Origin of the sequence: Amycolatopsis sp. NBRC 101858 (assembly GCF_030269325.1) — a bacterium.
In the GTDB taxonomy this organism is placed as follows: Bacteria; Actinomycetota; Actinomycetes; order Mycobacteriales; family Pseudonocardiaceae; genus Amycolatopsis; species Amycolatopsis ponsaeliensis.
Map to the genome: position 1 here is coordinate 82,498 of NZ_BSTD01000007.1, position 24,301 is coordinate 106,798.

General features: G+C 69.2%; 23 protein-coding genes and 6 pseudogenes. 9 read left to right on the forward strand and 20 right to left on the reverse strand.

What is annotated here, in order from left to right; translation table 11 throughout:
- Nucleotides 1-34 precede the first annotated feature (34 nt).
- The 3 genes and pseudogenes from QSK39_RS53150 to QSK39_RS43840 form a co-directional block, all read right to left on the reverse strand.
- A pseudogene (locus QSK39_RS53150) lies at nucleotides 35-262 on the reverse strand (hypothetical protein); the annotation flags it as partial.
- Nucleotides 156-503 (reverse strand): annotated as a pseudogene (locus QSK39_RS43835) (universal stress protein); the annotation flags it as partial. The pseudogenes QSK39_RS43835 and QSK39_RS53150, both read right to left, overlap by 107 nt.
- Before the next feature lie 169 nt (nucleotides 504-672).
- A complete protein-coding gene (locus QSK39_RS43840) occupies nucleotides 673-975 on the reverse strand; it encodes an adenine nucleotide alpha hydrolase family protein (RefSeq protein ID WP_285483732.1) in 303 nt (100 codons plus the stop codon).
- 42 nt (nucleotides 976-1,017) lie between these two features.
- On the opposite strand from QSK39_RS43840, the pseudogene QSK39_RS43845 reads away from it, so the two are divergent.
- Together QSK39_RS43845 and QSK39_RS43850 are read left to right on the forward strand one after the other, a co-directional pair.
- A pseudogene (locus QSK39_RS43845) lies at nucleotides 1,018-2,124 on the forward strand (transketolase-like TK C-terminal-containing protein); the annotation flags it as partial.
- Nucleotides 2,125-2,165: 41 nt separating this feature from the next.
- Entirely contained in the window at nucleotides 2,166-3,041 is an 876-nt protein-coding gene (locus QSK39_RS43850; protein ID WP_285483733.1) for a universal stress protein, read from the forward strand.
- Nucleotides 3,042-3,146: 105 nt separating this feature from the next.
- Here QSK39_RS43850 and QSK39_RS43855 read toward each other — a convergent pair whose 3' ends face one another.
- The 3 genes from QSK39_RS43855 to QSK39_RS43865 form a co-directional block, all read right to left on the reverse strand.
- Complete coding sequence (locus QSK39_RS43855) at nucleotides 3,147-5,114, reverse strand: aconitate hydratase (RefSeq protein WP_285483734.1); 1,968 nt, start codon at nucleotides 5,112-5,114, stop codon at nucleotides 3,147-3,149.
- 142 nt (nucleotides 5,115-5,256) lie between these two features.
- Nucleotides 5,257-6,156 carry a slipin family protein gene (locus QSK39_RS43860; RefSeq protein WP_502873375.1) on the reverse strand — a complete coding sequence of 300 codons (900 nt, stop codon included), beginning with the start codon at nucleotides 6,154-6,156 and terminating at the stop codon, nucleotides 5,257-5,259.
- A gap of 48 nt (nucleotides 6,157-6,204) precedes the next feature.
- Nucleotides 6,205-6,624 carry a hypothetical protein gene (locus QSK39_RS43865; RefSeq protein ID WP_285483736.1) on the reverse strand — a complete coding sequence of 140 codons (420 nt, stop codon included), beginning with the start codon at nucleotides 6,622-6,624 and terminating at the stop codon, nucleotides 6,205-6,207.
- Between the two features lie 132 nt (nucleotides 6,625-6,756).
- On the opposite strand from QSK39_RS43865, the gene QSK39_RS43870 reads away from it, so the two are divergent.
- Nucleotides 6,757-7,215, forward strand: coding sequence for a MarR family winged helix-turn-helix transcriptional regulator (locus QSK39_RS43870; protein ID WP_285483737.1), 459 nt, complete (start codon nucleotides 6,757-6,759; stop codon nucleotides 7,213-7,215).
- 250 nt (nucleotides 7,216-7,465) lie between these two features.
- On the opposite strand, the gene QSK39_RS43875 is transcribed toward QSK39_RS43870, so the two are convergent.
- Nucleotides 7,466-7,831 (reverse strand): cupin domain-containing protein, encoded by a 366-nt coding sequence (locus tag QSK39_RS43875; protein ID WP_285483738.1) that lies wholly within the window; start codon nucleotides 7,829-7,831, stop codon nucleotides 7,466-7,468.
- A 105-nt stretch (nucleotides 7,832-7,936) separates the two neighbouring features.
- Here QSK39_RS43875 and fdxA point away from each other — a divergent pair, with 105 nt between their 5' ends.
- The 4 genes and pseudogenes from fdxA to QSK39_RS43895 all read left to right on the forward strand — a co-directional run bounded on the left by fdxA (nucleotide 7,937) and on the right by QSK39_RS43895 (nucleotide 11,163).
- Nucleotides 7,937-8,293 carry a ferredoxin gene (gene fdxA, locus QSK39_RS43880; RefSeq protein WP_285483739.1) on the forward strand — a complete coding sequence of 119 codons (357 nt, stop codon included), beginning with the start codon at nucleotides 7,937-7,939 and terminating at the stop codon, nucleotides 8,291-8,293.
- 50 nt (nucleotides 8,294-8,343) lie between these two features.
- Nucleotides 8,344-9,171 (forward strand): annotated as a pseudogene (locus QSK39_RS43885) (universal stress protein); the annotation flags it as partial.
- Between the two features lie 132 nt (nucleotides 9,172-9,303).
- The gene (gene tal, locus QSK39_RS43890) at nucleotides 9,304-10,404 is read left to right on the forward strand and encodes a transaldolase (RefSeq protein ID WP_285484345.1); all 1,101 of its coding nucleotides are present in this window, start codon (nucleotides 9,304-9,306) and stop codon (nucleotides 10,402-10,404) included.
- Between the two features lie 78 nt (nucleotides 10,405-10,482).
- Entirely contained in the window at nucleotides 10,483-11,163 is a 681-nt protein-coding gene (locus QSK39_RS43895) for a helix-turn-helix transcriptional regulator (protein ID WP_285483740.1), read from the forward strand.
- Nucleotides 11,164-11,193: 30 nt separating this feature from the next.
- Here QSK39_RS43895 and ctaD read toward each other — a convergent pair whose 3' ends face one another.
- Nucleotides 11,194-12,993, reverse strand: a complete 1,800-nt coding sequence (ctaD, locus tag QSK39_RS43900; RefSeq protein ID WP_285483741.1) for an aa3-type cytochrome oxidase subunit I — start codon at nucleotides 12,991-12,993, stop codon at nucleotides 11,194-11,196.
- A 718-nt stretch (nucleotides 12,994-13,711) separates the two neighbouring features.
- Here ctaD and QSK39_RS53155 point away from each other — a divergent pair.
- Nucleotides 13,712-14,608 carry a V-type ATP synthase subunit D gene (locus QSK39_RS53155; protein ID WP_353051122.1) on the forward strand — a complete coding sequence of 299 codons (897 nt, stop codon included), beginning with the start codon at nucleotides 13,712-13,714 and terminating at the stop codon, nucleotides 14,606-14,608.
- Nucleotides 14,609-14,983: 375 nt separating this feature from the next.
- On the opposite strand, the gene QSK39_RS43905 is transcribed toward QSK39_RS53155, so the two are convergent.
- The 6 genes and pseudogenes from QSK39_RS43905 to QSK39_RS43930 form a co-directional block, all read right to left on the reverse strand.
- Complete coding sequence (locus QSK39_RS43905; protein ID WP_285483742.1) at nucleotides 14,984-15,295, reverse strand: hypothetical protein; 312 nt, start codon at nucleotides 15,293-15,295, stop codon at nucleotides 14,984-14,986.
- A 50-nt stretch (nucleotides 15,296-15,345) separates the two neighbouring features.
- Nucleotides 15,346-15,927 (reverse strand): carboxymuconolactone decarboxylase family protein, encoded by a 582-nt coding sequence (locus QSK39_RS43910; RefSeq protein ID WP_285483743.1) that lies wholly within the window; start codon nucleotides 15,925-15,927, stop codon nucleotides 15,346-15,348.
- Nucleotides 15,914-16,246 (reverse strand): hypothetical protein, encoded by a 333-nt coding sequence (locus QSK39_RS43915; protein WP_285483744.1) that lies wholly within the window; start codon nucleotides 16,244-16,246, stop codon nucleotides 15,914-15,916. Before QSK39_RS43915 ends, QSK39_RS43910 begins: the two co-directional genes overlap by 14 nt.
- A 51-nt stretch (nucleotides 16,247-16,297) precedes the next feature.
- A complete protein-coding gene (locus tag QSK39_RS53350; RefSeq protein WP_285484346.1) occupies nucleotides 16,298-16,786 on the reverse strand; it encodes an SRPBCC family protein in 489 nt (162 codons plus the stop codon).
- A gap of 90 nt (nucleotides 16,787-16,876) precedes the next feature.
- A pseudogene (locus tag QSK39_RS43925) lies at nucleotides 16,877-18,097 on the reverse strand (RNA polymerase sigma factor); the annotation flags it as partial.
- Nucleotides 18,094-18,459 carry a YciI family protein gene (locus QSK39_RS43930; RefSeq protein ID WP_502873376.1) on the reverse strand — a complete coding sequence of 122 codons (366 nt, stop codon included), beginning with the start codon at nucleotides 18,457-18,459 and terminating at the stop codon, nucleotides 18,094-18,096. The pseudogene QSK39_RS43925 and the gene QSK39_RS43930, both read right to left, overlap by 4 nt.
- A gap of 105 nt (nucleotides 18,460-18,564) precedes the next feature.
- On the opposite strand from QSK39_RS43930, the pseudogene QSK39_RS43935 reads away from it, so the two are divergent.
- Nucleotides 18,565-18,902 (forward strand): annotated as a pseudogene (locus tag QSK39_RS43935) (transposase); the annotation flags it as partial.
- On the opposite strand, the gene QSK39_RS43940 reads toward QSK39_RS43935, so the two are convergent.
- The 6 genes from QSK39_RS43940 to QSK39_RS53355 all read right to left on the reverse strand — a co-directional run bounded on the left by QSK39_RS43940 (nucleotide 18,890) and on the right by QSK39_RS53355 (nucleotide 23,830).
- Nucleotides 18,890-19,669 carry a methyltransferase domain-containing protein gene (locus QSK39_RS43940; RefSeq protein WP_285483746.1) on the reverse strand — a complete coding sequence of 260 codons (780 nt, stop codon included), beginning with the start codon at nucleotides 19,667-19,669 and terminating at the stop codon, nucleotides 18,890-18,892. The pseudogene QSK39_RS43935 and the gene QSK39_RS43940 overlap by 13 nt on opposite strands.
- A gap of 14 nt (nucleotides 19,670-19,683) precedes the next feature.
- Entirely contained in the window at nucleotides 19,684-19,911 is a 228-nt protein-coding gene (locus QSK39_RS43945; protein WP_285483747.1) for an ArsR/SmtB family transcription factor, read from the reverse strand.
- 222 nt (nucleotides 19,912-20,133) lie between these two features.
- Nucleotides 20,134-20,304 (reverse strand): hypothetical protein, encoded by a 171-nt coding sequence (locus tag QSK39_RS43950; RefSeq protein ID WP_285483748.1) that lies wholly within the window; start codon nucleotides 20,302-20,304, stop codon nucleotides 20,134-20,136.
- Nucleotides 20,301-20,669 (reverse strand): DUF488 domain-containing protein, encoded by a 369-nt coding sequence (locus tag QSK39_RS43955; RefSeq protein ID WP_285483749.1) that lies wholly within the window; start codon nucleotides 20,667-20,669, stop codon nucleotides 20,301-20,303. The genes QSK39_RS43950 and QSK39_RS43955 overlap by 4 nt, the downstream gene beginning before the upstream one ends.
- 418 nt (nucleotides 20,670-21,087) lie before the next feature.
- The gene (locus QSK39_RS43960) at nucleotides 21,088-22,353 is read right to left on the reverse strand and encodes a universal stress protein (RefSeq protein ID WP_285483750.1); all 1,266 of its coding nucleotides are present in this window, start codon (nucleotides 22,351-22,353) and stop codon (nucleotides 21,088-21,090) included.
- A gap of 1,081 nt (nucleotides 22,354-23,434) precedes the next feature.
- Nucleotides 23,435-23,830: a hypothetical protein gene (locus tag QSK39_RS53355; RefSeq protein WP_502873368.1), complete on the reverse strand. Its 396-nt coding sequence runs from the start codon at nucleotides 23,828-23,830 to the stop codon at nucleotides 23,435-23,437.
- Nucleotides 23,831-24,301: the final 471 nt, after the last annotated feature.

The window sequence follows — 24,301 nt, forward strand, 5'->3', positions numbered from 1 at the left end:
CGACCCTGACGATCGCCCTGTGGCGTTTGGGGGACGGCAGTTCGTTGGGACCGTCACTGGCCAGCCGAGAGCTCGCGTCGGACGGGGACAGCCGCGGTCGGGATCGGTCCCCGCAGCGGCGAGGCTCGCACCGACCGCGACCGCGTGTGCGACGGTCATCGCGGGTCGGCGGCGCGCACGACGAGCAGCGGGCAGATCGCGTGGTAGATGAGGGCCTGGCTGATGGAACCGAGCAGCATGCCGGAGACGCTGCTGTGTCCACGGCTGCCGACCACCAGCAACTGCGCGTCCGCCGAGTTCTCCAGCAGGCCTCGCACGGGCCGGTGACGGCTGACGACACGGGTCACGGTCACCGCCGGGTACTTCTCTGGCCAGCCGGCCAGCCGGTTGTCGAGCGACTCTCGTTCTTCGTCCTCCAGCGCGGCCCAGTCGGCCGCGTATTGGTGGGCGTGCGGGTTGACGGCGATCGAGGAGACCTGCCAGGCTCGCACGTCACGAGGCCGGTGCCGCGCGAGGACGCCTGGTCGAAGGCCGCGGCCAGCGCCACGTCACTGGTGAGCGTGTCGTCGACACCCACCACCACAGGCCCAGCCGACCACGGCTCCGCATCATCGGCTCCCCGCGGATCACCGCGACCGGGCACGGGCAGCGCGCTGCCAAGGCGACTGCGGTCTATCCGACCAGGATGCCGGTGAAACCGCCGAGTCCACGAGTTCCCAGCACGATCAGACATGCCGTGGTGGACTCCTTCACCAGCGCCGACACGGCGTCCGCGTCCCGTAGCTCGGTCTCGATCACCAGCGCCGCGTGTGTGCTACTGATCGAATCGCGGAGTTCATCGAGCATCTCGAGCCCGTTGGCCTCACTCACGCGGAGGAAGCCGCGCGGGACGCCAACCCTGCGGACGTGGTTATAGGCAGCGAAATTTATCGTGAACAGCAGCCGCAGCGGCACCTGCCTGCGTACCGCTTCCACTGCCGCCCACCTGGCCGCGTGCGCCGCCGAGAAGGAGCCGTCGACGCCTGCGACGACTTCGGCCTGGACGCACTGTTCGCGTCCAAGAAGATCTACTCGCCCCACGGACAGAACTACCTCTCGGTCGACCGGGACCAGATGCTCAGCTACCAGGAGTCCACCAGCGGGGTCCTGCTGCACGAAGGCATCACCGAGGCCGGCTCCACAGCGTCCTGGACCGCGGCCGGCACCTCCTACGCCACCCACGGCGAACCGATGATCCCGGTCTACATCTTCTACTCGATGTTCGGGTTCCAGCGCACCGGAGACGGACTCTGGGCCGCCGCGGACCAGATGACCCGCGGATTCCTGCTCGGCGCGACCGCAGGACGCACCACCCTCAACGGCGAAGGCCTGCAACACCAGGACGGCCACTCGCTGCTGCTCGCCTCGACCAACCCGGCGTGCATCGCCTACGACGCGGCCTACGGGTTCGAACTGGGGCACATCGTGCGCGAGGCCCTGCGGCGCATGTACGGCGAACCACACCCCGGCGAAGACCAGAACGTCTTCTACTACCTCACCCTCTACAACGAACCGATCCCCCAGCCGGCCGAACCCGACGGCGTCGACGTCGAGGGCATCCTCGCCGGAATGCACCGCTACTCCCCCGCCGAGCCGGGCGACGGTCCGCACGCGCAGATCCTGGCGTCGGGCATCGCGGTGCCGTGGGCACTCGACGCCCAGCGCCGGCTGCTCGAGGACTGGAACGTCCACGCCGACGTGTGGTCGGTGACCTCGTGGACGCAGTTGCGTCGTGACGCTCTCACCACGGACGAGTGGAACCTCACCCATCCCGGACAACCCCGTCGCGTTCCTTATGTCTCACGCCGGTTGCGGGATGCGCCGGGCCCGGTGGTGGCCGTGTCGGACTGGATGCGGGCCGTGCCCGACCAGATCGCGCCGTTCGTGCCCGGCGGCTGGTGTTCGCTGGGAACCGACGGGTTCGGGCTGTCCGACACCCGCCGGGCCCTGCGGCGGCACTTCAAGATCGACGCCGAGTCGATCGTGTACCGGGTGCTGCACGAACTGGTCGACCGCGGTGAACTGGGCCAGCTGGTGCTGGCCAGGGCCGCGGAGCTGTACCGGCTCGACGGGACGTTCGCATGACACCCGGCGGCTGCCCGCGGCGTCGAAGGATGCGGTGAGCCGTGCGGCGCAGACGTTCGATCGTCGTCGGGGTGGACGGAACCGAGTCCGCCCGGGACGCTCTCGACTGGGCCGCAGCGGAAGCGGCCGTCCGGCGGCTCCCGCTGCGCGTCGTGCACGCCTACGCGGCCACGCCATCCTGGGCCGTCCTCGGCGAACTGCCGAAACCGTATGACGGCATCGGTGCTCCCGATGCTGCTCGGCTGGTGACCGAGCAGGCGGTGCAACGCGCGCGGTCCGTGGCCTCCGAGCTCGAGATCCACACCCGGCTGCTGATCGGGACCGGGGCGCACGCGCTGCTTGCCCAAGGCGCGGAGGCCGAACTGCTCGTCCTCGGCAGCCGAGGCGTGGGAGGCGCGCGCGGCCTGTTCGGCGGATCCGTCAGCTTCCGGGTCGCCATGCACGCCGCCTGCCCGGTCGTGGTGGTCCGCCCGATGCGAGCCACGACACAGGGGCGCTCGGCCACGCGTGTGGTGGTCGGTGTGGACGGATCTCATCGCTCCGGCCGCGCCGTCGAATTCGCTCTGCGTGCCGCGGCTCAGCGTGGCGTGGGCGTCACGGCTGTCCATGCCTGGTCCCCGCGCGGAGAGGCCGGCCTGGCCGCGGTCACCGAGGACTGGTCGCTGGCCGAAGCCGCCGAGTGGCGCACGTTGCAGCGTGTCTTCTCCCCCTGGGGGGTACAGGTGCTCGGCGAGCAGGTCGAGCTTCGGCTCGCCCGGGGCCGCCCCCAGGATGTGCTGGTCGCCGAGTCCGCCGGCGCGGCGCTCGTCGTCGTCGGGTCACGGGGCCGCGGGAGCGTGCGGGCAGCTTTGACCGGGTCGGTGAGTCAGGCCGTCTTGCGCCGCGCAAGCTGTCCCGTCGTCGTGGCCCGGGGGTAGCCGACGTGCCGGCCCGGCCGGGCTGATACCGCGGAATCGCGATTCGTCCCGCGATCGCGGCCGCCCCGACCGTATCCGGCCGGCCGGGACGGCCGCAGGCGTGGCTCAGCGGGGTGATGGGGGTTCTTGGTTGCGCAGCCAGGGAATCATCCCACCGGCCAGGACCATCGCCACCTGCCGGTCGGACAGGCGGTGCCGGGCGAGGTACTCGTCGTCGCGGGTCGTGTTGCGGATCGTGATCGCGGTTCCCGCCTCGATCGCGTCCCGCAGGTTGTCGACCACGAGGACGTCGTCCTGCTTGATCCGCAGGTAGTCCTCCGGGTCGCTGAACTCGAGCGCGAGCACCCCGAAGTTGGCCAGGTTCTGCCAGTGGATGCGCGCGAACGACACCGCGAGGACGAGTCGCAGGCCGAGATAGCGGGGCGTGATGGCGGCGTGCTCCCGCGAAGACCCCTGGCCGTAGTTGGTGCCGGCCACCACGATGTGCCCGCCCCGGTCCCGGCTCGCGAGCGCGCGGGCGGCGTAGGTCTCGTCGATCTGGCCGAAGGTGAACTCCGCCAGCTTCGGGATATTGCTGCGATAGGGCAGGACCCGGGCGCCCGCGGGCAGGATCTCGTCGGTGGACACGTCGTCACCGGCCTTGAGCACGACCGGTGCCTCGACGCGGTCGGGCAGCGGTGGGAAGTCGGGCAGCGACGCGATGTTGCGGCCCTTGACCAGTTCGGTGCGGTCGGCGGTTTCGTCGGTCGGCGGTTCGAGCATCGCGGTGTTCACGCTCGACTCGGTCGGCAGTTCGATCCGCGGGTAGGGGATGCCGAGCAACCCGGGCAGATCGCGCGGGTCGGTGATCCGCCCCGTGAGGGCCGCGGCCGCGACGGTCTCGGGTGAGCACAGGTAGACCGAGTCCTCGCGGGTGCCGGAGCGGCCGGGGAAGTTGCGCGGGACGGTGCGCAGGCTGTTGCGTCCGTTCGCTGGTGCCTGGCCCATGCCGATGCAGCCCATGCAGCCGGACTGGTGCAGCCGGGCCCCGGCGGCGATGAGGGCGAACGTTGCGCCCGTCTTCGTGAGGTCCTGCAGGATCTGCCGCGAGGTCGGGTTGACGTCGAACGATACCCGCGGGTCGGCCTGCCGGCCGGCGACGATGGCGGCGACCACGGCGAAGTCCCGAAGGCCGGGATTGGCCGACGAGCCCAGCACCACCTGCTGCACCTCGCGCCCGGCGACCTCGCGGACGGCAACAACGTTGCCCGGTGAGCTGGGCAACGCGATCAACGGTTCCACAGTGGACAGATCGATTTCGTCGGTGACATCGTAGGTGGCGTCGGTGTCGGCAAGGATTTCGACGAAGTCGTCCTCGCGCTGCTCCGCTCGTAGAAAGGTGCGTACCTGCTCATCGGACGGGAACACCGTGGTCGTGGCGCCCAGCTCGGCACCCATGTTGGCGATCACGTGCCGGTCCATGGCGCTCAGCGTGGCCAGCCCGGGCCCGTGGTATTCGATGATCCGGTTGACCCCGCCTTTGACGCCGTGCCGGCGCAGCATCTCGAGGATGACGTCCTTGGCGCTGACCCACGCCGGGAGCGTGCCGGTCAGCCGGATTCCCCAGATCTCGGGCATCCGCAGGTGGATCGGCTCGCCGGCGATGGCCATCGCGACCTCGAGTCCGCCGAGCCCGATGGCCAGCATGCCCAGTGACCCGGCTGCGGGGGTGTGACTGTCCGACCCGGCCAGTGTCGCGCCGGGGCGGCCGAAGCGTTGCATGTGGGTGGGGTGCGAGACGCCGTTGCCGGGTTTGGAGTACCACAGGCCGAACCGACGGCAGGCGGAGCGGAGGAAGTCGTGGTCTTCGGCGTTCTTGCTGTCGGTCTGCAGCAGGTTGTGGTCGACGTACTGCACCGATACCTCGGTGCGCGCGCGGTCGAGGCCGAGTGCTTCCAGTTCGAGCATCACCAGGGTGCCGGTCGCGTCCTGGGTGAGGGTCTGGTCGATGCGTAGCGCGATCTCCTGCCCCGGGGTCATCTCGCCCGAGACGAGGTGTGCTGCGATCAGTTTCCGGGCGACGTTCTGTCCCATGCCGTGCCTCCTGGCCGTGTCGGGATGGTGTCCCGGTCACCGGTGGGGGGGGAATCCACCGGTGACCGGGAGGCGCCCCGCTCCTCGCCGGGGCGCGATTCTGCGGGCGCTGCACCCGCAGGGGTGTTGTCGACGGGCGGCCCTACTGGACCGGTCGCCCGCCGACGGGCACGGCGTGCTCGGCGTCGCCGGCATCGATGACGTGCGGCGTGAACGACGCCGGGTGGCCGTTGCTGGTGGGTGTCGCCGGTTCCGGTGCCGGGGCGGCGCCGACCGGCTGCTCCGCGTCGCGCGGGGTGGCGCGTTCCAGGAACCGGAGCAACTCGACGGGGAAGGGCAGCACGAGGGTGGAGTTCTTTTCGGAGGCTACCTCGACGACCGTTTGCAACAGCCGTAGCTGCAGCGCGGCCGGGTGTTCGGCCATGGTCTCGGCCGCCTGGGCGAGCTTCGCCGAAGCCTGCAGTTCACCGTCGGCGGTGATGACACGGGAGCGTCGCTCGCGTTCGGCCTCGGCCTGGCGTGACATCGACCGCTTCATCGACTCGGGCAGCACGACGTCCTTGATCTCCACCCGGTCGATGTGCACGCCCCAGTCCTGCGCTGGGCTGTCGATCATCAGCTCCAGGCCCTGGTTGAGTCCTTCCCGGTTGGACAGCAGGTCGTCCAGCTCGCTCTTGCCGATGATCGAGCGCAGTGAGGTCTGGGCGACCTGGCCGATGGCCGAGACGTAGTCCTGCACATCGACGGCCACGCACCGCGGGTCGATGACCCGGAAGTAGACGACGGCGTCGACGCGGACGGTCACGTTGTCGCGGGTGATGCCGTCCTGTGCGGGAACTGGCATCGTGATGATCTGCATGGTGATCTTCTGCATGCGGTCCGCGATCGGCACGAGCAGCGCGATGCCCGGACCGCGGATGGCCGGCTGGACGCGGCCGAAGCGGAAGACGACTCCGCGTTCGTACTGTTTGATGACCCGGATGCTCGCCTTGAGCCAGATCGCGCCCAGCAGCAGAATGGTGAGCAGCAGGTAGGTGACGATCATCGTTCCTCCATGGGGCTTGTCGAACCTGGGTCCCTCGCCGGCTTCTCAGGCGGCAACGGGAGATGCGTGTCGCTGTGGCGTCGGAGAGCCGACAGAACCGTTGCGGGCCAGCGGTTCCGACGTTTTCGGCAGCCGAAGAACGTGGTACTGGCTGAGTTCGTCCAGTCCGGACAGCGACTGGGCGTGGGTCCAGGGAAGGTAGTCCAGGTCGGTCAGCTCGGGAAGCGAGCCTGGTGTAGCGCAGGACCGTCGCGGCGGCGAGGTCATCCGGGCGCGGATTTCCTTCTCGGTCAGGACGTTCGGGCCGACGAGCATCAGCACGAACAGTGCCGTCGCGACCAGGGCGGCGGTCGTGCACATGGGTTGCCGGCGATCGCCGGGGAACAGCCGGGCAGCGCTCTGCTCGTCCGTCACAGACTGGTGCTGGATCTTTCGCGGCGTTTCACGTTCGCGTGCCTTGAGCATGCCACACCTCCTGGGTGCCTCCCGGCTGCGGCGGGAGGGCCGGTCAGCCAGGCAACTTGTATCGTATCACGATATAGTTGTGATTGGGCCCGTCGTCGCGATGCTCATCGTCGCGCGTGGTCTCATGAAGTCATGACGACGAAAGATGAGAGCGTGGGATCGAAGCGCCTCACCAAGCAGGACTTCGAGGAGCTCGCGCGCTTCCGCTTCGGCATCCGCCGCTACCTGCGCTTCAGCGAGGAGACGGTGCGCCGCCACGGCCTCACTCCGCAGCACTATCAGCTGATGCTGGCGCTCAAGGGATTCCCGGGCCGCGAGTGGGCGACGATGCGGGAGCTGGCCGAGCGGCTGCAGTTGCGGCACCACAGTGTCGTCGAACTGGTCAACCGCGCCCAGAAGCAGGACCTGGTGGAGCGGGTACCGGACACCACCGACGCGCGCGCCGTGCGGGTCCAGTTGACCGCCGGCGGACATCGGGCCCTCGCGCGGCTGAGTCCGCTGCACCGCGATGAACTCCGGCGCCTGGGCGCCGCGCTCACGCTCCCGATCTGGGACGAAGCACCGGACAACGGTCAAGGCGGTGGAGCATGATGGAGCGGCCGCGAGTGCGGCGCGTACGACGAGCCAGAACCCGAGGACGGCATCGCGATGATCTCGGCACCGCCACCGGCCTCGCGGCACTCGACCGGCTGGGCGGCGGCGACCCGGCCTGCCGGGCTCTCCCGCGTCTGCCCGGAATGCGGCCGGTTCGTCGAGGACACCCGGGTCACCCCGGAGTCACACTGCCCGACCGCCACCAGGTAGTCGATCTGTCGAGGCCGGCCGGGTCACTGCGGCCGGTTCACGATCGGCGGTCGTCGGGTGCCGGGTAGGCGTCGCCGCTCTTGGCGACGGTGAGCAGGACGGCCGAATTCTCGAGTGCTTCGAGGGAATGCCGTGCCTGCGGCACGATGAGCAACTCCCCCGGCCGCCCGTCGCAGACGATGTCCTCGGAGATGAGACGAACCCGGCCGCGCAGCACCTGCACGGTCGCCTCGCCGGGATTGTCGTGCTCATCGAGCGAATTCCCGGCCGCCAGAGCCAAGAGGGTGTGCCGGAGTACCTGGCCGTGTCCGCCGTACACCGTGTGCGCGCTCCGGCCGCTCGAGGCAGCCTGGGCGAGGGCCAGCTGCTGCCGCACGAGGTCGTCCAGCGAAGACTTCTCCATCGATGCGCTCCTTCGGTCGCGGCCGGGCTACCGACCGACCTTTTTTACGAGTAGTCTAGTGTTAAATAGCCGCGGCGGAAGGCCGGCGAGCTGAACGGAGCACCGATGGCCTACGTGATCGCCGAGCCCTGCGTCGACGTGATGGATCGCGCCTGTGTCGACGAATGCCCCGTGGACTGCATCTACGTCGGGGAACGCTCTCTCTACATCCATCCCGACGAGTGCGTGGACTGCGGCGCGTGCGAGCCGGTCTGCCCGGTGGAAGCGATCTTCTACGAGGAGGACCTGCCCGAGCGCTGGCAGGTCTACCTCGAGGACAACGCCCGGTTCTTCACCGACACCCTCGCGACCCGCTCGGCACCGCTGGGGAGCCCCGCCGGCGCCGCGAAGGTCGGCGATGTCGGTGCCGACACCGCACTCGTCAGCTCGTTGCCCCGCCCGGAGCCGGCGCCAGGAACCTGACGGCCGGGACGCGCGGGGATCCCGTGTTCGTCGCCAATGTGGAGGTAGCTATGACCGACCGGACTCGCATTGTGGTCGGCTTCGACGGTTCACCGTGCAGCACCCAGGCGGCGAACTGGGCCGTGGCCCAAGCAACGCGCGACGGGAGCGAGGTCGTCCTGTGCCACGTCGGCCGTTACCGGAGCCCGGCCGACAAGGGCGAGGACACCGTGGCCGAGCAGCTCCTCGAACGCGGCACCCGTCATGCCCAGGCGCGGGCGTCCGGAGTGGACGTGGTGTCCACGGCGATGTCCGGCCATCCGGCACGCCGGCTCATCGACGCCGCATCCGACGCCACCCTGCTCGTGGTCGGCATGCGCGGCGCCGACGGACCGCACGAATTCCGCCTCGGCTCGGTCAGCGCCCAAGCCGCGCGGCACGCGCACTGCACGGTCGTGGTCGTCCCCGACCTCGGCGACCACGTCGACACCGATCGCCGGAGGCTGGTCGTGGCCGGGGTCGACGGCTCGCCGAGCTCACACCTCGCCCTCGCGTTCGCCTTCGAGCAGGCGGAACAGCGCCACGCCGAGCTGCGCGCCATCCACGTGTTCGACGCCGCCACGATCCAGATCATGGCGAACCTCCCGCAGGACGATCTGCGTCGCCTGCACGTGACCGCCGCGGACACGCTGCACGGCCTGCTGTCCGCGCACACCCGGAACCACCCCGGTGTCCGGCTCAGCTCGGCCGTGCTCTCCGGCGCGCCCGCCGCGACGTTGACCGCGGCCGCGGCCGATGCGGAACTGCTCGTCCTGGGCTCACGAGGCCACGGCGACGTCGCCACGCTCATGCTCGGATCGACCAGCCACACCGTGCTGCACAACGCGACCTGCCCAGTCGCCGTCGTCCGCGGGAAGCACCCGTTCGCGGCACCGGCAGGCCGGGCGGCGGTCCGGCGACCGGGCCACGCGGTGCACTCCGCGACCGGCCGCGATACGACGAGCTCCGACGAGGGTCCTGAGGCCGGCGCGCTGGCCACCTTGACCGAGCACGGTGTGTCGCTCTGGCTCGACGACCTCAACCGCGACCGGCTGACTTCGGGCAGCCTGGCCGGCCTGGTCGCCCACGACCACGTGGCCGGCGTGACGACCAACCCGGCCATCTTCGCCAAGGCCATCACCGGCAGCGACGCCTACGACGACCAGGTGCGGAGCCTCGCCGTGCGCGGGGTGGACACCGGCGAGGCCCTGCGAGCGCTGACCACCCGCGATGTCCGTGACGCCTGTGACGTCCTCCGCCCGGTCTATGACGCCACCGACGGGGTGGACGGGCGCGTCTCGATCGAGGTCGATCCACGGCTCGCCCACGACTCCGACGCGACGGTCGCCGAAGCCGAAGCCCTGTGGTGGGCGATCGACCGCCCGAACCTGTTCATCAAGATCGCCGCCACCCGGCAGGCACTGCCGGCGATCACCGCCTGCCTGGCCGACGGCATCAGCGTCAACGTCACGCTGATCTTCTCCCTGGATCGCTACGACGCGGTGATGGACGCCTACCTCGACGGGATGGAGCAGGCACACCAGGCCGGCCACGAGCTCTCCCTGATCGGGTCCGTGGCGTCGTTCTTCGTGTCCCGCGTGGACACCGAAGTCGACGCCCGCCTGGACAAGATCGGGACCGCGGCCGCGGCACGACTGCGCGGTCGCGCGGCGATCGCCAACGCGCGGCTGGCCTACCGGCATTACGAGCGGGTGTTCTCCTCACCGCGCTGGGAAGCACTCGAGGCGGCGGGAGCCAAGCCGCAGCGACCGCTGTGGGCATCGACCTCGGTCAAGGATCCCGCCTACTCCGACACCCGCTACGTTGTCGGGCTGGTCGCCCCCGGGGTGGTCAACACCATGCCCGAAGCCACCCTGCGCGCGGTCGCCGACCACGGCCGGGTCCCCGACGACTCGATCCGCGGCCACTACGACGACGCGCAACGCGTCCTCGACCAGCTGCGGCAGATCGGCGTCGACTACGACGACGTCGTGCGCACCCTCGAGGACGACGGCGTGGCGGCGTTCGACACCAGCTGGGACCACCTCACGAACCAGCTGGCGGAGAGCATGCGCACCGGCACCGGAACGTGAAGACCAGCGATGGCGAGCCGGCAAGCCCGAAGCGCGAAGGCTGGTTTATACGAATACACGTCGCCTAAACTATCCGGCATGAGTGAACGGCCGTTGACCGATGCCGCATCGGGACCCACGCTGGGCGAGACCCGGGCCCGGGTGCTGCGCCTGCTGCGCGCGGCGGATGAACCCCTCGGCGTGCAGCAGGTCGCCGCGGCGACGAGCTTGCACGCGAACACGGCCCGCTTCCACCTGGACAACCTGGTCGAATCCGGTCTGGCCGATCGGCAGGTCGAGGACCGCACCCAGCCCGGCAGGCCGCGGATGGTGTACCGGGCGACGGCGCAGGACACCGCCGGTCAGCGCAGCTACCAGCTGCTCGCGACGATGCTGACCACGCTGGTCGCCGGCGAGCTCCCGCAGCCGCGGCAGGCCGCCATCGCGGCCGGCCGGGAGTGGGGCCGTTATCTGGCCGAGCGGCCGACGCCGTTCGAGCGCGTCGACGCCGAGGACGGGATCCGCCGCCTCTCGGCCGTTCTCGCGGCAGCCGGCTTCGCGCCCGGCGCGGTGGACGACGCCGGCAGCCCGGTCATCCCGCTGCGGCACTGCCCGTTCCGGGAGATCGCTCAGCAGCACCGTGACGTGGTGTGCTCACTGCATCTCGGCCTGATGCAAGGCGTCCTGGCCGAGGTGCGCGCCCCGGTCGCGGCTGAGCGGCTCGACCCTTTCGTCGAGCCGTCCCTGTGCCTGGCCCACCTGACCGTGTCGAACACCTGACGCCAGCCCGGGCCGGGAAACCCGCGCCGGCTATTGCGCGTCCGGGCCGGGCGCGTCGTCGCCGCCATCGGGATCGCCGGGGTGCACGGCTGACGCGAATGCTTCTGATGGTGCGTCGGGTGCGGCCTCGCTGGGCACGGTGCGGCCGGTGAAGGTGATGTGGTTCTCCGCACGCAGCCGCTCGATCATGTGCGGGTAGTGCAGTTCGAAGGCCGGGCGTTCGGACCGGATGCGGGGCAGTTCGGTGAAGTTGTGCCGCGGCGGCGGGCAGGTCGTGGTCCACTCCAGGGAGTTGCCGTAGCCCCAGGGGTCGTCGACCTCGACGACTTCGCCGTAGCGGTAGCTGCGCACGACGTTGTAGACGAACGGCAGCACCGAGGCGCCCAGCACGTAGGAACTGATGGTGGACACGGTGTTCAGCATGGTGAAGCCGTCGGTGGAGAGGTAGTCGGCGTAGCGGCGCGGCATGCCCTGGTTGCCCAGCCAGTGCTGGATCAGGAAGGTGCCGTGGAAGCCGAGGAACGTCGTCCAGAAGTGCCACTTGCCGAGGCCCTCGTCGAGCATCCGGCCGGTCATCTTGGGGAACCAGAAGTAGATCCCGGCGTAGGTGGCGAACACGATCGTGCCGAACAGCACATAATGGAAGTGGGCGACGACGAAGTAGGTGTCGGTGACGTGGAAGTCGATCGCCGGTGACGCGAGCATCACCCCGGTCAGGCCGCCGAAGAGGAAGGTCACCATGAACCCGACGCTGAACAGCATCGGCGTCTCGAAGCTCAGCTGCCCCTTCCACATGGTGCCGATCCAGTTGAAGAACTTGATCCCGGTCGGGACGGCGATGAGGAAGCTCATCAGGGCGAAGAACGGCAGCAGCACGGCGCCGGTGGCGTACATGTGGTGCGCCCACACGGCCATCGACAGCCCGCCGATGGCGATCGTCGCGAAGATCATGCCCTTGTAGCCGTACAGGGGTTTTCTGCTGAACACCGGGATGATTTCGGTGACGATGCCGAAGAACGGCAGCGCGACGATGTACACCTCGGGGTGACCGAAGAACCAGAACAGGTGCTGCCACAGGATCGCGCCACCAGCCTCCGGGTCGAACACGTGGGCACCGAGCTTCCGGTCGGCCAGCAGGCCGAACAGCGCCGCGGTCAGGATGGGGAACGCAACCAGGATCAGGATGCTGGTGACCAGGATGTTCCAGGTGAAGATCGGCATCCGGAACATCGTCATCCCCGGGGCGCGCAGGCACACCACAGTCGTGACCATGTTGACCGCACCGAGGATCGTACCCAGACCACTGACGATGAGGCCGGTGATCCACAGGTCGGCTCCGACGCCCGGTGAGTGGATGGCGTCCGAGAGCGGGGTGTAGGCGAACCAGCCGAAGTCGGCGGCGCCGCCCGGGGTCAGGAAGCCCGACAGCACGATCAGGCCGCCGAAGAGGTACAGCCAGTAGGAGAAGGCGTTGAGCCGGGGAAACGCGACATCCGGCGCGCCGATCTGCAACGGCAGGATGTAGTTGGCGAACCCGAACACGATCGGTGTGGCGTACAGCAGCAGCATGATCGTGCCGTGCATGGTGAACATCTGGTTGTACTGCTCCTGCGACAGGAACTGCAGCCCCGGGCGGGCGAGTTCCGTACGGAGCAGCATGGCCATGAACCCGCCGACCATGAAGAACCCGAACGACGTGACCATGTACATGATCCCGATCTGCTTCGGATCCGTCGTCCGCATCAACCTCAGCAGCGTGGCGCCTTTCACCACCGGCCGCACCGGATGAGGGTTCGTCTCGATCGGAACCGGGCCTCGCGTCGCAGTCATTGTGAACTCCGTCCCACGACGTCAGTCCCACCTACCCAAACTTGCGGTTTTCGCGTCGTGTCTGCGTGGGAGGTCAGGATCCGCTGGTGAGCCGCGATTGTCGATGCGCGACGCGGACTCCCGTCGCCGACAACCGATCATTTTTACGAACCATAGTGCAAAAAGGGATGCGTGGGTACCCCCGCCGTGGCCAACCAAGTTGACCGGCGACGACCGCGCAGAGCGCGGAGGACGCGATTCCACATCCCCGGCTGGGTCGGCTCAGTTGATCGACAGCACGGACGGGCACAGAGAAGGTTTGGCACCAGGCCAAATGCCTGCCTGCCGGTGAGCTAGTACACCGTATGCTCTGTGGATATTCGTGGCGAGGCGGCAGGGACTCTCGGCCGTCGTGCCTGAGCGTTACGCCACGCCTCCTCACTCCGGTGCGGCGAGCCTCGCCGAGGCTCACGTTGCCGAACCTCGGCAAGGTGAGGACGATGGACTTGTTGGTCGGAGACCTATCCGTGGTGGCACGTGAGGGTCAACATTGTTGGTACGCAGTCGATTCCGACGGCGCCACCCATTCAACCATCGCTGCGCTGCAGGGAGTCGGTTCACGTGAACGTGTCGACAGTCGCCACAGCGCCGATCGGCCATCGAGATCGTTTCGACGGCGGAGGCCGGTGATGGAGCAGGTCTGTGCGACGCGGAGCGAACTGCTTGCCCGCATGCGCGGATCAGGCTCGCGGTGCAGGGCATGGAGCTGCTCAGGGAGCGGCGTGGCGCGCTGATCAGGGAGTTCGATCGCCTCGGCGCGTCTGTACCGCGGTCGATGCACCTTCTCGACGGCGAGGTCTCAGGCGCGTCACAGTTCCTGGGACTCGCGAGCGCGGACGAAGGCCGGGAACCGCTGGACTCGGCCGCGTTCGCCGCAGAGGAGGGCGTCGAGCTGACAGTTCGCACGCGAAGTGTGGCCGGGGTGCAGATTACCGAGATCGAAAAGGGTGAGGTCGGGCGGGCACGCACCGGCCGGGGCCACAGCCTGGTCGCGACGAGCGCCCGGATCGATGCGGTGGCCGAGCGGTTCGAGTCCGTGCTCGACAGGCTGCTGGAGGTCGCCGCACTCGAGTTGTCAGTGCGGCCCCCGAGGCTGTCAGGGCTCCCACGCTGCCGCACGGCCGGCTCGACGACAATCGCCCGGAACCGACGACATGCGCTCTGGCGGCTGAACCACACCACACCTCCGGCCGTCGCACGCCGCACCTCCGTCAAGGCCGAAAGCACCCGCTGGCTATCCAGAGGCTGTCCACACGCAGCCGTCGTTGTGGACGATCGATTTGTCGATGTCGCGATCCCTGCGCCGGGCACCGCCGCCGGAGCTGGCGATCACCGAACAGTTCGACCATCCCATCGCCCGCGTCGACGAGGCCGCGTTCATTGCCAAAACGCTCGGCGACATCCCGCCGTCGTCCACTGTAGCGATCTCCGTGCCTGCTCCGATTCGCCGCATAAAAGGGTCGGTGCAACGAGCGCGCAATACGCGCCCGAACCGGCGGAGAGCAGCCCGCACGGCCGAGGCATCCCGCCTAAGATCCGGCCATACACATCCACGCCAACTGGATCACCTCGATGAACCCGCAGATACTCGGCGCGATCATCGCGGCCGGCGCGGCGGTGGTGGGTTTCGTCGGCACGGCAATCGTCGCCATCGCCGGGGTTCCGCAACGCTCAGCGTTTGGCCACCACGACGCTGCGGGTGCAGCGGAGCCACGCCATCGACGAGCGCAGGTTAACCGTCTACCAGGACACCGTGAAGTATCTGCTTCGGGTGACACGGCGGCGTCCGGAGTCCTACGGCTTCTGGCCCGAGATGAGCGAGCGGCCGGGCGATGCCGAACTTCCCGTCGCAGACCGCGGGCGATCGAAGCCAAGTTCAAGACCTGGGGCTGCGGAGCACACCCGGACGCTGTGGCTGGCATTCGAGGCAGCCGAGCACGCAACAGATGCCTCACGCGGTCTGCTGCGATTCCTTAAGGGACAGAAGGACCTCGTTCCGGCGGAACCGGTCACGCAGTAGACGATCGCCCAGCACGAGGATGCGACGAACACCAACCATTGAGGCCGACCGCGCGCGGACCACGCTGGTCACAGCGATCCGCAACGACCTGCTCGCCGAGAACGCACCACCACACAGCAACAACGATTCAGAGGCAATTGGCACGGCAGGCGCGGTAAAAAGGACTGTCTGGAGCCGCGTGGACTCGTCGATACCGGCGAACGGGCAGCGCGCGTCGGCTGCGACACCCGAAATCCGGTTCATCGCCGGCTCTCGGGTGTCGCGATCACGGTGATACGTCGACCAGCCGGAGGTCAGGCGTAGCCCCGTTTGAGCATCATGCCGGCGGCCTTGTCGAACTCGGCGTCGGTCGGGATGTCGAAGCCCAGCGCGTTCGCGTAGCGGGTGACGATGTTGAACACGGCCGCGACCGCTGCCGCATCCTCGAGCTGTCCCCGGGTGACACCCGCGGCCAGTGCGGCGCCGACCTGGTCGCCCTGCAATTCATCAGGGCGCACGGTGATGGTTTCCAGCACGGCGAGCGTGGCGCGCAGGGACTTCGAGATGGGCGCAGTGTGGTAGTCGGCGAGGACTGCGTCGGCCACCGCCTTGTCCATCCCGTGCACGGCGATGGCCCGGTGCGCCCCGACGCAGAAAGTGCACGAGTTCCACTGGGCGACCATCGCCGCCATCAGTTCCCGCTCGGATACGGACCATTCGCTCGGTCCGCGCAGCGCAGCTTGCGTCCATGCGCCGAGAGCCGTGCCGACGAAACCCTTGTGGTAGAACGCAACCCGGGCTGCGTCCGGGAGACGCGCACCCAGCGCCATCGAGATGACCCGGATCAGCATTCTGGTGCGGAGACCGTCCCCGCGTTCGACCTCAGGCAGGCGCATCGGTCGCCTCCTCGATGACCCGGACCGCGGCGTCCCAGCGCGCCAAGCCGGCCCCGACGCAGGCGGACATGACGACCTCGAACGCTGCCTTGTCGCTGCCGGCCACGTTCCGGACGGCAGCGACCTCGGCGTCGGTGACCCGGTAGGAGGCTTCGCCGATCTGCCGAGCCAGCTCGTCGTACGGTTCGGCAACGGCCGGGCCGCCCGCTGCCCGGCGGGCCACCGCGGTCCGGAGCGCCGCTTCGGTGACTCCGGTATCGATGCCCACCGCGGTGCGCAAGGTTTCCGCTCGGTCGCGGTGTGAGTGGTGGGTGCTCATGTGGCCTCTCCTCGGTCGCCAGGATCGGGTCCGGTGTGGACGGTATCGGCTTCAGGCCCCTGCGGCATCCCGTTGCGTGGCGGCGCGGAACCGGTCGAGGTACAGCGGCCAGCCGGAGCCGAGGCTGGTGAAGCTTTCCCAGCCTTCGCCGTGCCGGTCGAGGTGCCGGTGTTCGAGCACGACCCGGGTGCGTCCGGCGCCGTCGGCGGTGAACCGGATCTCCACCTCGCTGGTGTGATCGAAATCGGTCTCGAGCTGCCAGCGCGGGCTGATGTCCCAGCTGAGGACCAGCCGGTCCGACGGCTCGTAGGCCAGGACCCGCGCCCAGGTGCACCGGGTGTCGTCGGTGCCGACGTCGTATACGCTGCCGCCGGCCTTCGGCTCGAGAACCGTTCGCTCGATCGGCACCGCGAGCAAGTTGTGCTCGCGCGGCTTGACCTCGTCGAACCGCTCAGTGAACACCCGGAAGGCCTGCTCGACGGGAACATCGACGACGACGTCGGCGTGAACCGAGGTCGCGGCCGGTGACGTGCTGCTCATGGGTGATGTCCTTTCGGCGGTCGTCGGTTGACTCACCAGAGGACGAACAGCCGCCCGGGTTCTCGACAGCTCATCACTCCACTTTTCACTTTTTTCGAGGGTGTGGATGCGGCCGGCGAGGTAGCGCTGGTCAGCAGGGTTGGTGGCGAGGTCGCGAGCACGCTGGTACGCCGCGATGGCCGCGTCGGCGCGGCCGAGGCGGCGCAGGAGATCGGCGCGGGCGGCGTGCTGCAGGTGGTAGCCGTCGAGCCCCTCGATCCGGTCGATCAACGCCAGTCCCTCGGCCGGGGTGGTGGCCATCGCGATCGCCACGGCGTGGTTGAGGGCGACCACCGGCGACGGCGTCAACGTGAACAGCTGCCCGTAGACCGCGGCGATCGCGGCCCAGTTCGTGTCGTCGGCCGTCGGCGCCTGGGCGTGCAGGACCGCGATGGTCGCCTGCAGTTGGTACGGCCCGGGCGTGCCGAGCCGCAGCGCCCGGTCCAGCAGCCCGACCGCTTCGGCGATCTCGGCGCGGTCCCACCGCGAGCGGTCCTGATCTTCGAGCAGGACGACGTCGCCGTCCGCGTCGTACCGAGTGGCGGCGCGCGAGTCCTGCAACAGCATCAGCGCGGCCAAGCCGAGCGCTTCCGGCTCATCCGGCATGAGGGTGGCGACGAGCTTGGCCAGCCGGATCGCTTCCTGCTGCAGCTCCCGGAACTCGGGCTGGTCCGGGCCGGCGGTGTAGCCGCGGGTGAAGATCAGGTAGATCACGGCGAGGACGCCGGAGAGCCGCTCGGGCAGCAGGTGATCGGCAGGGACGTCGAGGCTGATGCCCGCGTCGCGGATCTTGCGTTTGGCCCGCACGAGCCGCTGAGCCAGCGCCGGCTCGGCGACCAGGAAGGTCCGGGCGGTCTGCCCGGCGGTCAGTCCGGCCACGGCCTGCAACGTGAGCGCGACGTGCGCTTCCTCGGCCAGTGCTGGGTGGCAGCAGGTGAAGATGAGGCTGAGCCGCTCGTCACCGACACTGAGCAGGCGATCTTCGTCGAATTCCACGGTCGTCGCCTCCGGTGGTTCTCCGAGCTGAGCGAGCTTTTCGCGACCTCGGCGGGCACGGCGGAGCCGGTCGACGGCGGTGTTGCGGTCGGCGGTCAGCAGCCATGCGACCGGGTCGTCGGGTGGCTGGTCGTCCCAAGTGCGCAGGGCGAGCGCGCACGCGTCCTGCAGCGCGTCTTCGGCGAGTTCGAAGTCGCCCAGCGCGCGGACCAGGGCGGCGAGCATCTTGGTGCGGTAGTCGCGGTAGGTCTCCTGCAGGATGGGCGTGGCCGTCATGCGCCTGTCGACGGGCGGTGGTCGAGGTCCGGGACGCCGGCGATCGGGCGGACCTCGATCGTGCCGTCGGCGGCCATCGGGCAGAGCGCGGCCAGCTCAAGTGCTTCGTCGAGGGTGCGGCAGTCCAGGACGTAGGTGCCGCCGAGGTGCTCGTGGGTCTCGGGGAACGGGCCGTCGGTGATCAGCGTCTTGCCCTCGCGGACGCTGACGGTGGTGGCGGTGTGCTCGCCCATGAGCGGGTGGCCGGAGACGAACGCGCCTCGCCGGCGGCATTCCTCGGCGAAGGCGTTCACCTTGGCCAGCGCGTCGGGGAAGGCCGGGTCGCCGGGTTCGGGGCGGTCGCAGTTGTAGATCAGCAGCATGTACTGCACGTGTCCTCCAGCTCGAGCTGTGGTGCTGTCGTCGAAGAGGATGACGAACGGATCGACCGTAACTCGACAGCCCGGTTCGAGCGTTCTGAGACTCGCCGTCCTCTCGACGCCGTGCATGCGGCGATGTTCATCGACGCGATCCACGTCAAGGTCCCGACGGGCAGGTCGTCAACCGGCCCGTCAACGCCGCCATCAGTGTCACCGTCGACGGTCGCATGGACGCCCTCGGCCTGTAGACGGGCACCGGTGGCGAGGGCGCAAAGTTCTGGATGAGCGTGCTGATCGACCTGAAGAACCGCGGCACCCGGAACGTGTTCTTCGTCGTCTGCGACCGACTCAAATGCCCGCCCTGCGTCGTGGCGAACGTGTGGCCGCAAACTATTGTTCAGACCTGCATGGTTTACTTGATCCGCAACACCTTTCAGCTCGTGTCCTGACCGGACTGGGGCGCGGTGAAACGCGACAATTCGAGCTTCCGGTAGCGATCGTCGGTGAGCGCGCCACCGAGGCACTCGACCGAGCCTGCGCGGGCCGCGCGTTCGGCGTCGGTGAGGGTGCCGTCGGCGAGGATGTCGGTGACGACGAGGCGGCCGCCGGGTCGCAGGACTCGGGCGATCTCGCCGAACACCGCGGGCTTGTCCGACGACAGGGCGATGACACAGTTGGAGATGACGACGTTGACCGAGGTGTCCGGTAACGGGATCTGCTCGATGGTGCCCTTGAGGAAGTCGACGTTGGTGACGCCGACCCGCTCGGCTTGCCGGCGGACGAGGGTCAGCATCTCGTCGGTCATGTCCAGTCCGATGGACTGGCCGGCCGGGCCAACGCGGCGGGCGGAGAGCAGGACGTCCAACCCGCCGCCGGAGCCGAGGTCGAGCACGGTCTCAACGGCCTTCAGCTCGGCGACGGCGAGCGGGTTACCGCAGCCGAGATCGGTCGCGGCCACCTCGACCGGAACCTCCGCGCCAGCGTAATGCACGGCACCGAGCCGGTCCGCGTCGCCGTCGCCGTCACCGTCACCGTCACCGGCCAGCAAGCCGGTCCCCTCCCCTGACAGAGCGCGCCGGGCGGCGGTGGCATCGCGGTCGTGGACGGCATCGCGATCGGGATTCATCAGGCCTGCTCGTCGATGGTTTCGGCGAACTACCGGACCCCGCGCCCCATGACGACGTCCGCGGCGCTCGGGAAGCAGGCCACGCACTCTTCGTTGACCCGCTAGAGCCGAGCGTTCCCCCGCGGCTCAACCAGCACGAACCCGATGTCGGCGAGGACCTTGAGGTGCGCGGGTACGGTGGACTGCCCCACGCTGACCTGCTCGACGATCTCCCCCACCGTCACCGGCGCGCCGGTGACGGCGAGCAGGTTAAGAATCTGCACCCGCGTCGGATCGGCGAGCGTCCGAAACCACTCGGCGTAGGTTTTGGCAGTGTCCCGATCCAGCACGACAACCCCTTTCATCGCCCATCGACGATAGACCTGACACCCGCAAACTGCCCGGAGCTGATCCCGCGTCGCGACCCGGCTCCTCAGGTAAACCGACCACTCGGCACGCCGGTGCCAAGCACGGCGGGGCGAAACGATCTCGTGGCGTACGGTGCATTCCGCGAGGTTCGCCGACGACCGGAAGGGACCATCCTCCCCCTCCGGTTGCGGAAGACACGGGCTTCACCAGTCCACTCGGGACTGTCCCTGATCGGCTGGTTCGACGGACTCCGCGCAGTGCGCCTCGGCCTCGGCCGGGCCGCCGTCGACGAACCGGCCGCAGTCCGGGCACACGTGGGAAAGCCAGCACGCCGAGTCTCCGCCGCGCCGGCCCGACTCCTCCTCCGAGGTCACGGGAGCTGCCGGAGAAGTTCGGCCAGGACGGCAGCGTGGCTGTGCTCCACGTCCTTGGTCGCGGTGAGCAGTGTCAGCGCCCGGCCGCCGGACAGCGCGCCGACCCGCTCGAGTTCGGCGCGACCGGCGTCGGTGTCGAGCTCGGCGCGATATCGGGAGGCGAACTCGGCGAACTTCGCCGGGTCGTGACCGAACCACGCCCGCAGTCCAGCGGACGGCGTGACGTCCTTGTGCCACGCGTCGAGGTCGATCGCGCCCTTGCGGATCCCTCTCGGCCACAGCCGGTCCACGAGCACCCGAACGCCGTCGCCGGCGGCGGACTCGTCGTACACCCGTCGGACTCGGATGGTCCTCTTCCGGGTCATTCATCGCCTCCTTCGTCCCAGATCGGCAAGGTCAGGGTTATTCCCAGGCGCCCGAACTCGTCGCGGTGCAGCGCGCTCAGCCGGCCAGCGCCCGCTGTCCGGGCTTGATGAGTTGAACCCGCACGGCGCGGGCGTCGCTGGGCTCCGGGTCCTGCTTCTTTGCCCGGTCGACCAGTTCGACAACGCTGTGGTGGCGCAACTGCAGACGCTCGGCCAGTTATCGCATGGTCGCCCACCCACGGGCGGAAAGCCCTTGAGCGCCAGCATCAGCTGGTACTGCTCGGGCCTGAGGCCGTGACAGCGCACGGTTTCTTCGCTGAAGCGCAGGTAGCGCCGGATCTCGAACCGGAAGCGCGCAAGCTCCTCGAAGTCCTGTTGGCGAGCCGCTTCGATCCCACGCAAGTTGCCCTCATCGTCGTCACTGCGTCCGGACGACCGCGACGGGACAGTTGGCGCGCTGCAGGACAGCCTGGCTCACCGAGCCCAGCAACGCCGCGCGAACACTACTCCGGCCCCGAGAACCGACCACGACCAGCGCCGCGCCCGACGACTCGCCGACCAGGACGTCCGGGGCGCGGCCCTCGATCAGCCGGAGTCCGACGTGGACTCCGGCCACCTGGCGGCGCCAGCGCGCGAAGACACCCTGCAAGGATTGCCAGGCTGCGGCTTCGGAGAGGGACCAGTCATCGGTCACCGCAGTGATGTCGATGCTCTCGTGCCGAGTCCAGGCGTGCACCGCCGTCACCGTGAGACCGCGTTGGGCCGCCGCCCGCACGGCGAACTCCAGGACTCGTTCGGACTGCCCGGTCCCGTCGATCCCGGCCACCACCCGGGCGACCGAACGGTGCGACACACTGGCCCGCATCGGACGGACCACGACCACCGGGCAGGTCGAGTGCATGACGACGCGGGAACCGGTCGACCCGCCCAGCAGGCCGCGCAGCCCGCTCAGTCGCCGGCCGCCGAGAACCAGCAATTCGGCATCGCCGCACTGGGCGAGCATCGCCGGCGCACCCGCCGCCGCCACCGATCGGACCTCGAGATCCAGGTCGGAGGCCACCCGCCGCACGCGCCGCACCGCTTGCGCGAGCACCGCCCCGGCCATGACGGGGATGTCGCCGCCGTCCCCGGATGACGGCTCCCCGCTGTGCGCCACCCACGACGACGCGGCGGCATACGCGTGCACGACCCGCAAAGGCAGTCCGCGCGCCGCCGCCTCGGCGGCGGCCCAGTCGAGGGCATCGTGGCTGCGCCCGGCCCCGTCCACGCCCACCACGATCGAAGGTTGACGCCGCACGGCCCACCTGCCTCTTCGCCTATCGGACGCGCCCACATGTATCGTATCACGACATATTTTGGCCGTCTGCTGAAGATTCCGGTGACGACCGCAAGGCTCCGCGTCGACCAATGTGACGTGCACCATCGCACCACCAGGCACCCAGCAGGTTCGTCTCTCGCCCGGCTTCGCACCCGCCAGCGCACGCCCGATCGTCGAGTCCAGTGAACAAACCTCGAAATCATCGTGGTCCGCGTCGTCGCGTGAGGCGAGCCGGAAGGTTTCGTCGGTGGTGACGTCGTCGTTACGAAACGTGAGGACCATGCCCGGCTCGACGATGCCATCGTCGGGCGGATCCTCCCCGACAACGACATCGCGCGGGATGTCCTCTATCTGACGGATCCGCACCTGACGGTGCCGCCTCCGCGCGAAGCTGTCCTCGTGGCGCCGCCCGCCGTTCCTCCGCGCCCGAGCACCGCGTCGAGTTCGGCGACCAGGCACGAGTAGGCGTGGGGAGTCGGCCAGGGACGTTTCGTTGCGTCCCGCGACGGTCAGCGGGACTCCAGCCTGTCGACGCGCCGGGAAAACAAGGGCACCGGCGTCGGCCGCGAATCCGATGGCAGCTTTCAGCGGGATGACTCTTTCGGCGCGCAGCAAGGTGTTTTCGGCACGGAGCCGAGCCAGTTCGACTTCCAGGCCGTGAGCGGTGCGGGCTCGCTGTCCGGCGGCATGGTTCGATGCGTCGGATCGAACGGACGGAGTGCCTCGGGCTGCTTGCCCGTGGTGATGTGCTCGGCCAACAGGCGTCCGGTGACGGGCCCCTGGCCAGCCCCCACATGCCGTGCCCGTCGGCGACGAACAACCCGGAGCACTCGCTGCGCCGATTACCGCGCGCCCGTCGGTGGTGACCGGCCAGGAACCGACCCAGACGTCGGTGCGTTCGACCCACCGGCGCCGGTGAGCAACGCCCTGTCGACGCGATGATCGCCTCGACCCGGGCTTCGTCCAGCGGTGCGTCCGGCGGCCGGAACTCCGACGTCCCGGCCCCCCGCAAACCATCGCGGTACCGCGTGCAGGCCACCCGGATGTCCGGCAGGTAGAGCGGCCCCGGCACCGGGTGGTCGGTCGGCATCGTGAAGGAGTAGCCGCGGCCGCCCGGACCGGCACGGATGACCCCGAGCCGCCCGTCGAGCTCGCCCAGACACGCCCTGGCCGCCAGGACGACGGCGTTGGCGGACAACGCCTGGCCCGCGGCCGACTGCACGGTGACGGCGTGCGCATGCCGGCCACCGCCGCGACGGTGAAGCGGTGGCGGATCGAACCACCACGGCCGACCACCGAACGAGCGAGCGACTCCACGAAGCGCCCCCGGGCCACGTACCATTGGCCGTCGATCCGGACGCCGGCACCGTTGCGTGCGTTCACCTGAGGGAACCGCTTCGCGAGATCAGTGGCGGTGAGCCCCGTGTGGGAGATCTCCTGACCGGCTTCATCCAACCGCTTGAGCTCCGCGAGCAGCCTGGCCGCGCGCTGGGCGGGTCTCGAACACCGCCGTGATCGGCGCGTCGATGGTCCACGCGTCGACCTCGTTCGAGGTGAGGACGTCGAACGCTTCGAGGCATTCGTCTTCCAGCGGCAGGTTCGCCCGCACCGCACGGCCCCATGCCTTGCCGGTGCAATGCGTGGCGAACCGGGCCAGGAACAACCACAACCGGGGATCCGGGCTCGCCGGGACGTGCAGCGGCGCTTGCCGGTCGAGCAGCGTCCGCAGTCCGTAGCTCAGCACGCCCGGCTCGTTGAGCGTGATGGCGAGCCCGGGCGAGAGCCAGCCGGCTTCGCACCAGGAAGCACCGGCCGCGATGCCGTCGCGATCGACGACCGTCACGCACCCCGTTCCTGAAAGGACCACGCGGTCGACAGGCCGCCCATGATCACCGAGCACGGGCCGCCGTCCATCGATCGAGCTCGGGCATGAAGTCCTCCGTGGCGCGAAGTGCTGCTTGTACCACCACGACCAGGGGAGATCGCGACGTAGCTGGGCCGTGTGCCGCGTCGTGACGAGCCAGCTCGGAGATCGGCCCGCGGGCCGGAGCCCGGCCGACCGCCGCCACCCGCACCCGCAGCACCGGGAGGTCGTCCCGGCACCTTGCCGAACTCGAGCCCATCCGCACGTCGCCGCCCTGCCCCGCCGTCTGCCCACGGAACCTCGCGCGGCAATCTGCCTCGGGCTGTTGTGCGTACCGCGCCGAAAACCACGCCCCATCTCTCCTTCGGCCGTCACGAGCAGTCCGACGACTCTTGCGCACCGACCAACTGTTGGCGAGGCGGAGTATCGTGAGCGCCGGCGCCGGACCTG

What these genes read in the sequence shown, in the direction of transcription:
- QSK39_RS43870 (WP_285483737.1), top strand. Translation starts at nt 6,757, where the DNA reads ATGACGACGAAAGATGAGAGCGTGGGATCGAAGCGCCTCACCAAGCAG.
- ctaD (WP_285483741.1), bottom strand. Translation starts at nt 12,993, where the DNA reads ATGACTGCGACGCGAGGCCCGGTTCCGATCGAGACGAACCCTCATCCG.
- QSK39_RS43915 (WP_285483744.1), bottom strand. Translation starts at nt 16,246, where the DNA reads ATGAGCACCCACCACTCACACCGCGACCGAGCGGAAACCTTGCGCACC.
- fdxA (WP_285483739.1), top strand. Translation starts at nt 7,937, where the DNA reads ATGGCCTACGTGATCGCCGAGCCCTGCGTCGACGTGATGGATCGCGCC.
- QSK39_RS43905 (WP_285483742.1), bottom strand. Translation starts at nt 15,295, where the DNA reads ATGAACCGGATTTCGGGTGTCGCAGCCGACGCGCGCTGCCCGTTCGCC.
- QSK39_RS43930 (WP_502873376.1), bottom strand. Translation starts at nt 18,459, where the DNA reads ATGCTGCTGATCTACAACTGCGACCGCCCCGAACCCGGCGACCCGGCC.
- QSK39_RS43875 (WP_285483738.1), bottom strand. Translation starts at nt 7,831, where the DNA reads ATGGAGAAGTCTTCGCTGGACGACCTCGTGCGGCAGCAGCTGGCCCTC.
- QSK39_RS43855 (WP_285483734.1), bottom strand. Translation starts at nt 5,114, where the DNA reads ATGGGACAGAACGTCGCCCGGAAACTGATCGCAGCACACCTCGTCTCG.
- QSK39_RS43865 (WP_285483736.1), bottom strand. Translation starts at nt 6,624, where the DNA reads ATGCTCAAGGCACGCGAACGTGAAACGCCGCGAAAGATCCAGCACCAG.
- QSK39_RS43910 (WP_285483743.1), bottom strand. Translation starts at nt 15,927, where the DNA reads ATGCGCCTGCCTGAGGTCGAACGCGGGGACGGTCTCCGCACCAGAATG.
- QSK39_RS43895 (WP_285483740.1), top strand. Translation starts at nt 10,483, where the DNA reads ATGAGTGAACGGCCGTTGACCGATGCCGCATCGGGACCCACGCTGGGC.
- QSK39_RS53350 (WP_285484346.1), bottom strand. Translation starts at nt 16,786, where the DNA reads ATGAGCAGCACGTCACCGGCCGCGACCTCGGTTCACGCCGACGTCGTC.
- QSK39_RS43955 (WP_285483749.1), bottom strand. Translation starts at nt 20,669, where the DNA reads ATGACCCGGAAGAGGACCATCCGAGTCCGACGGGTGTACGACGAGTCC.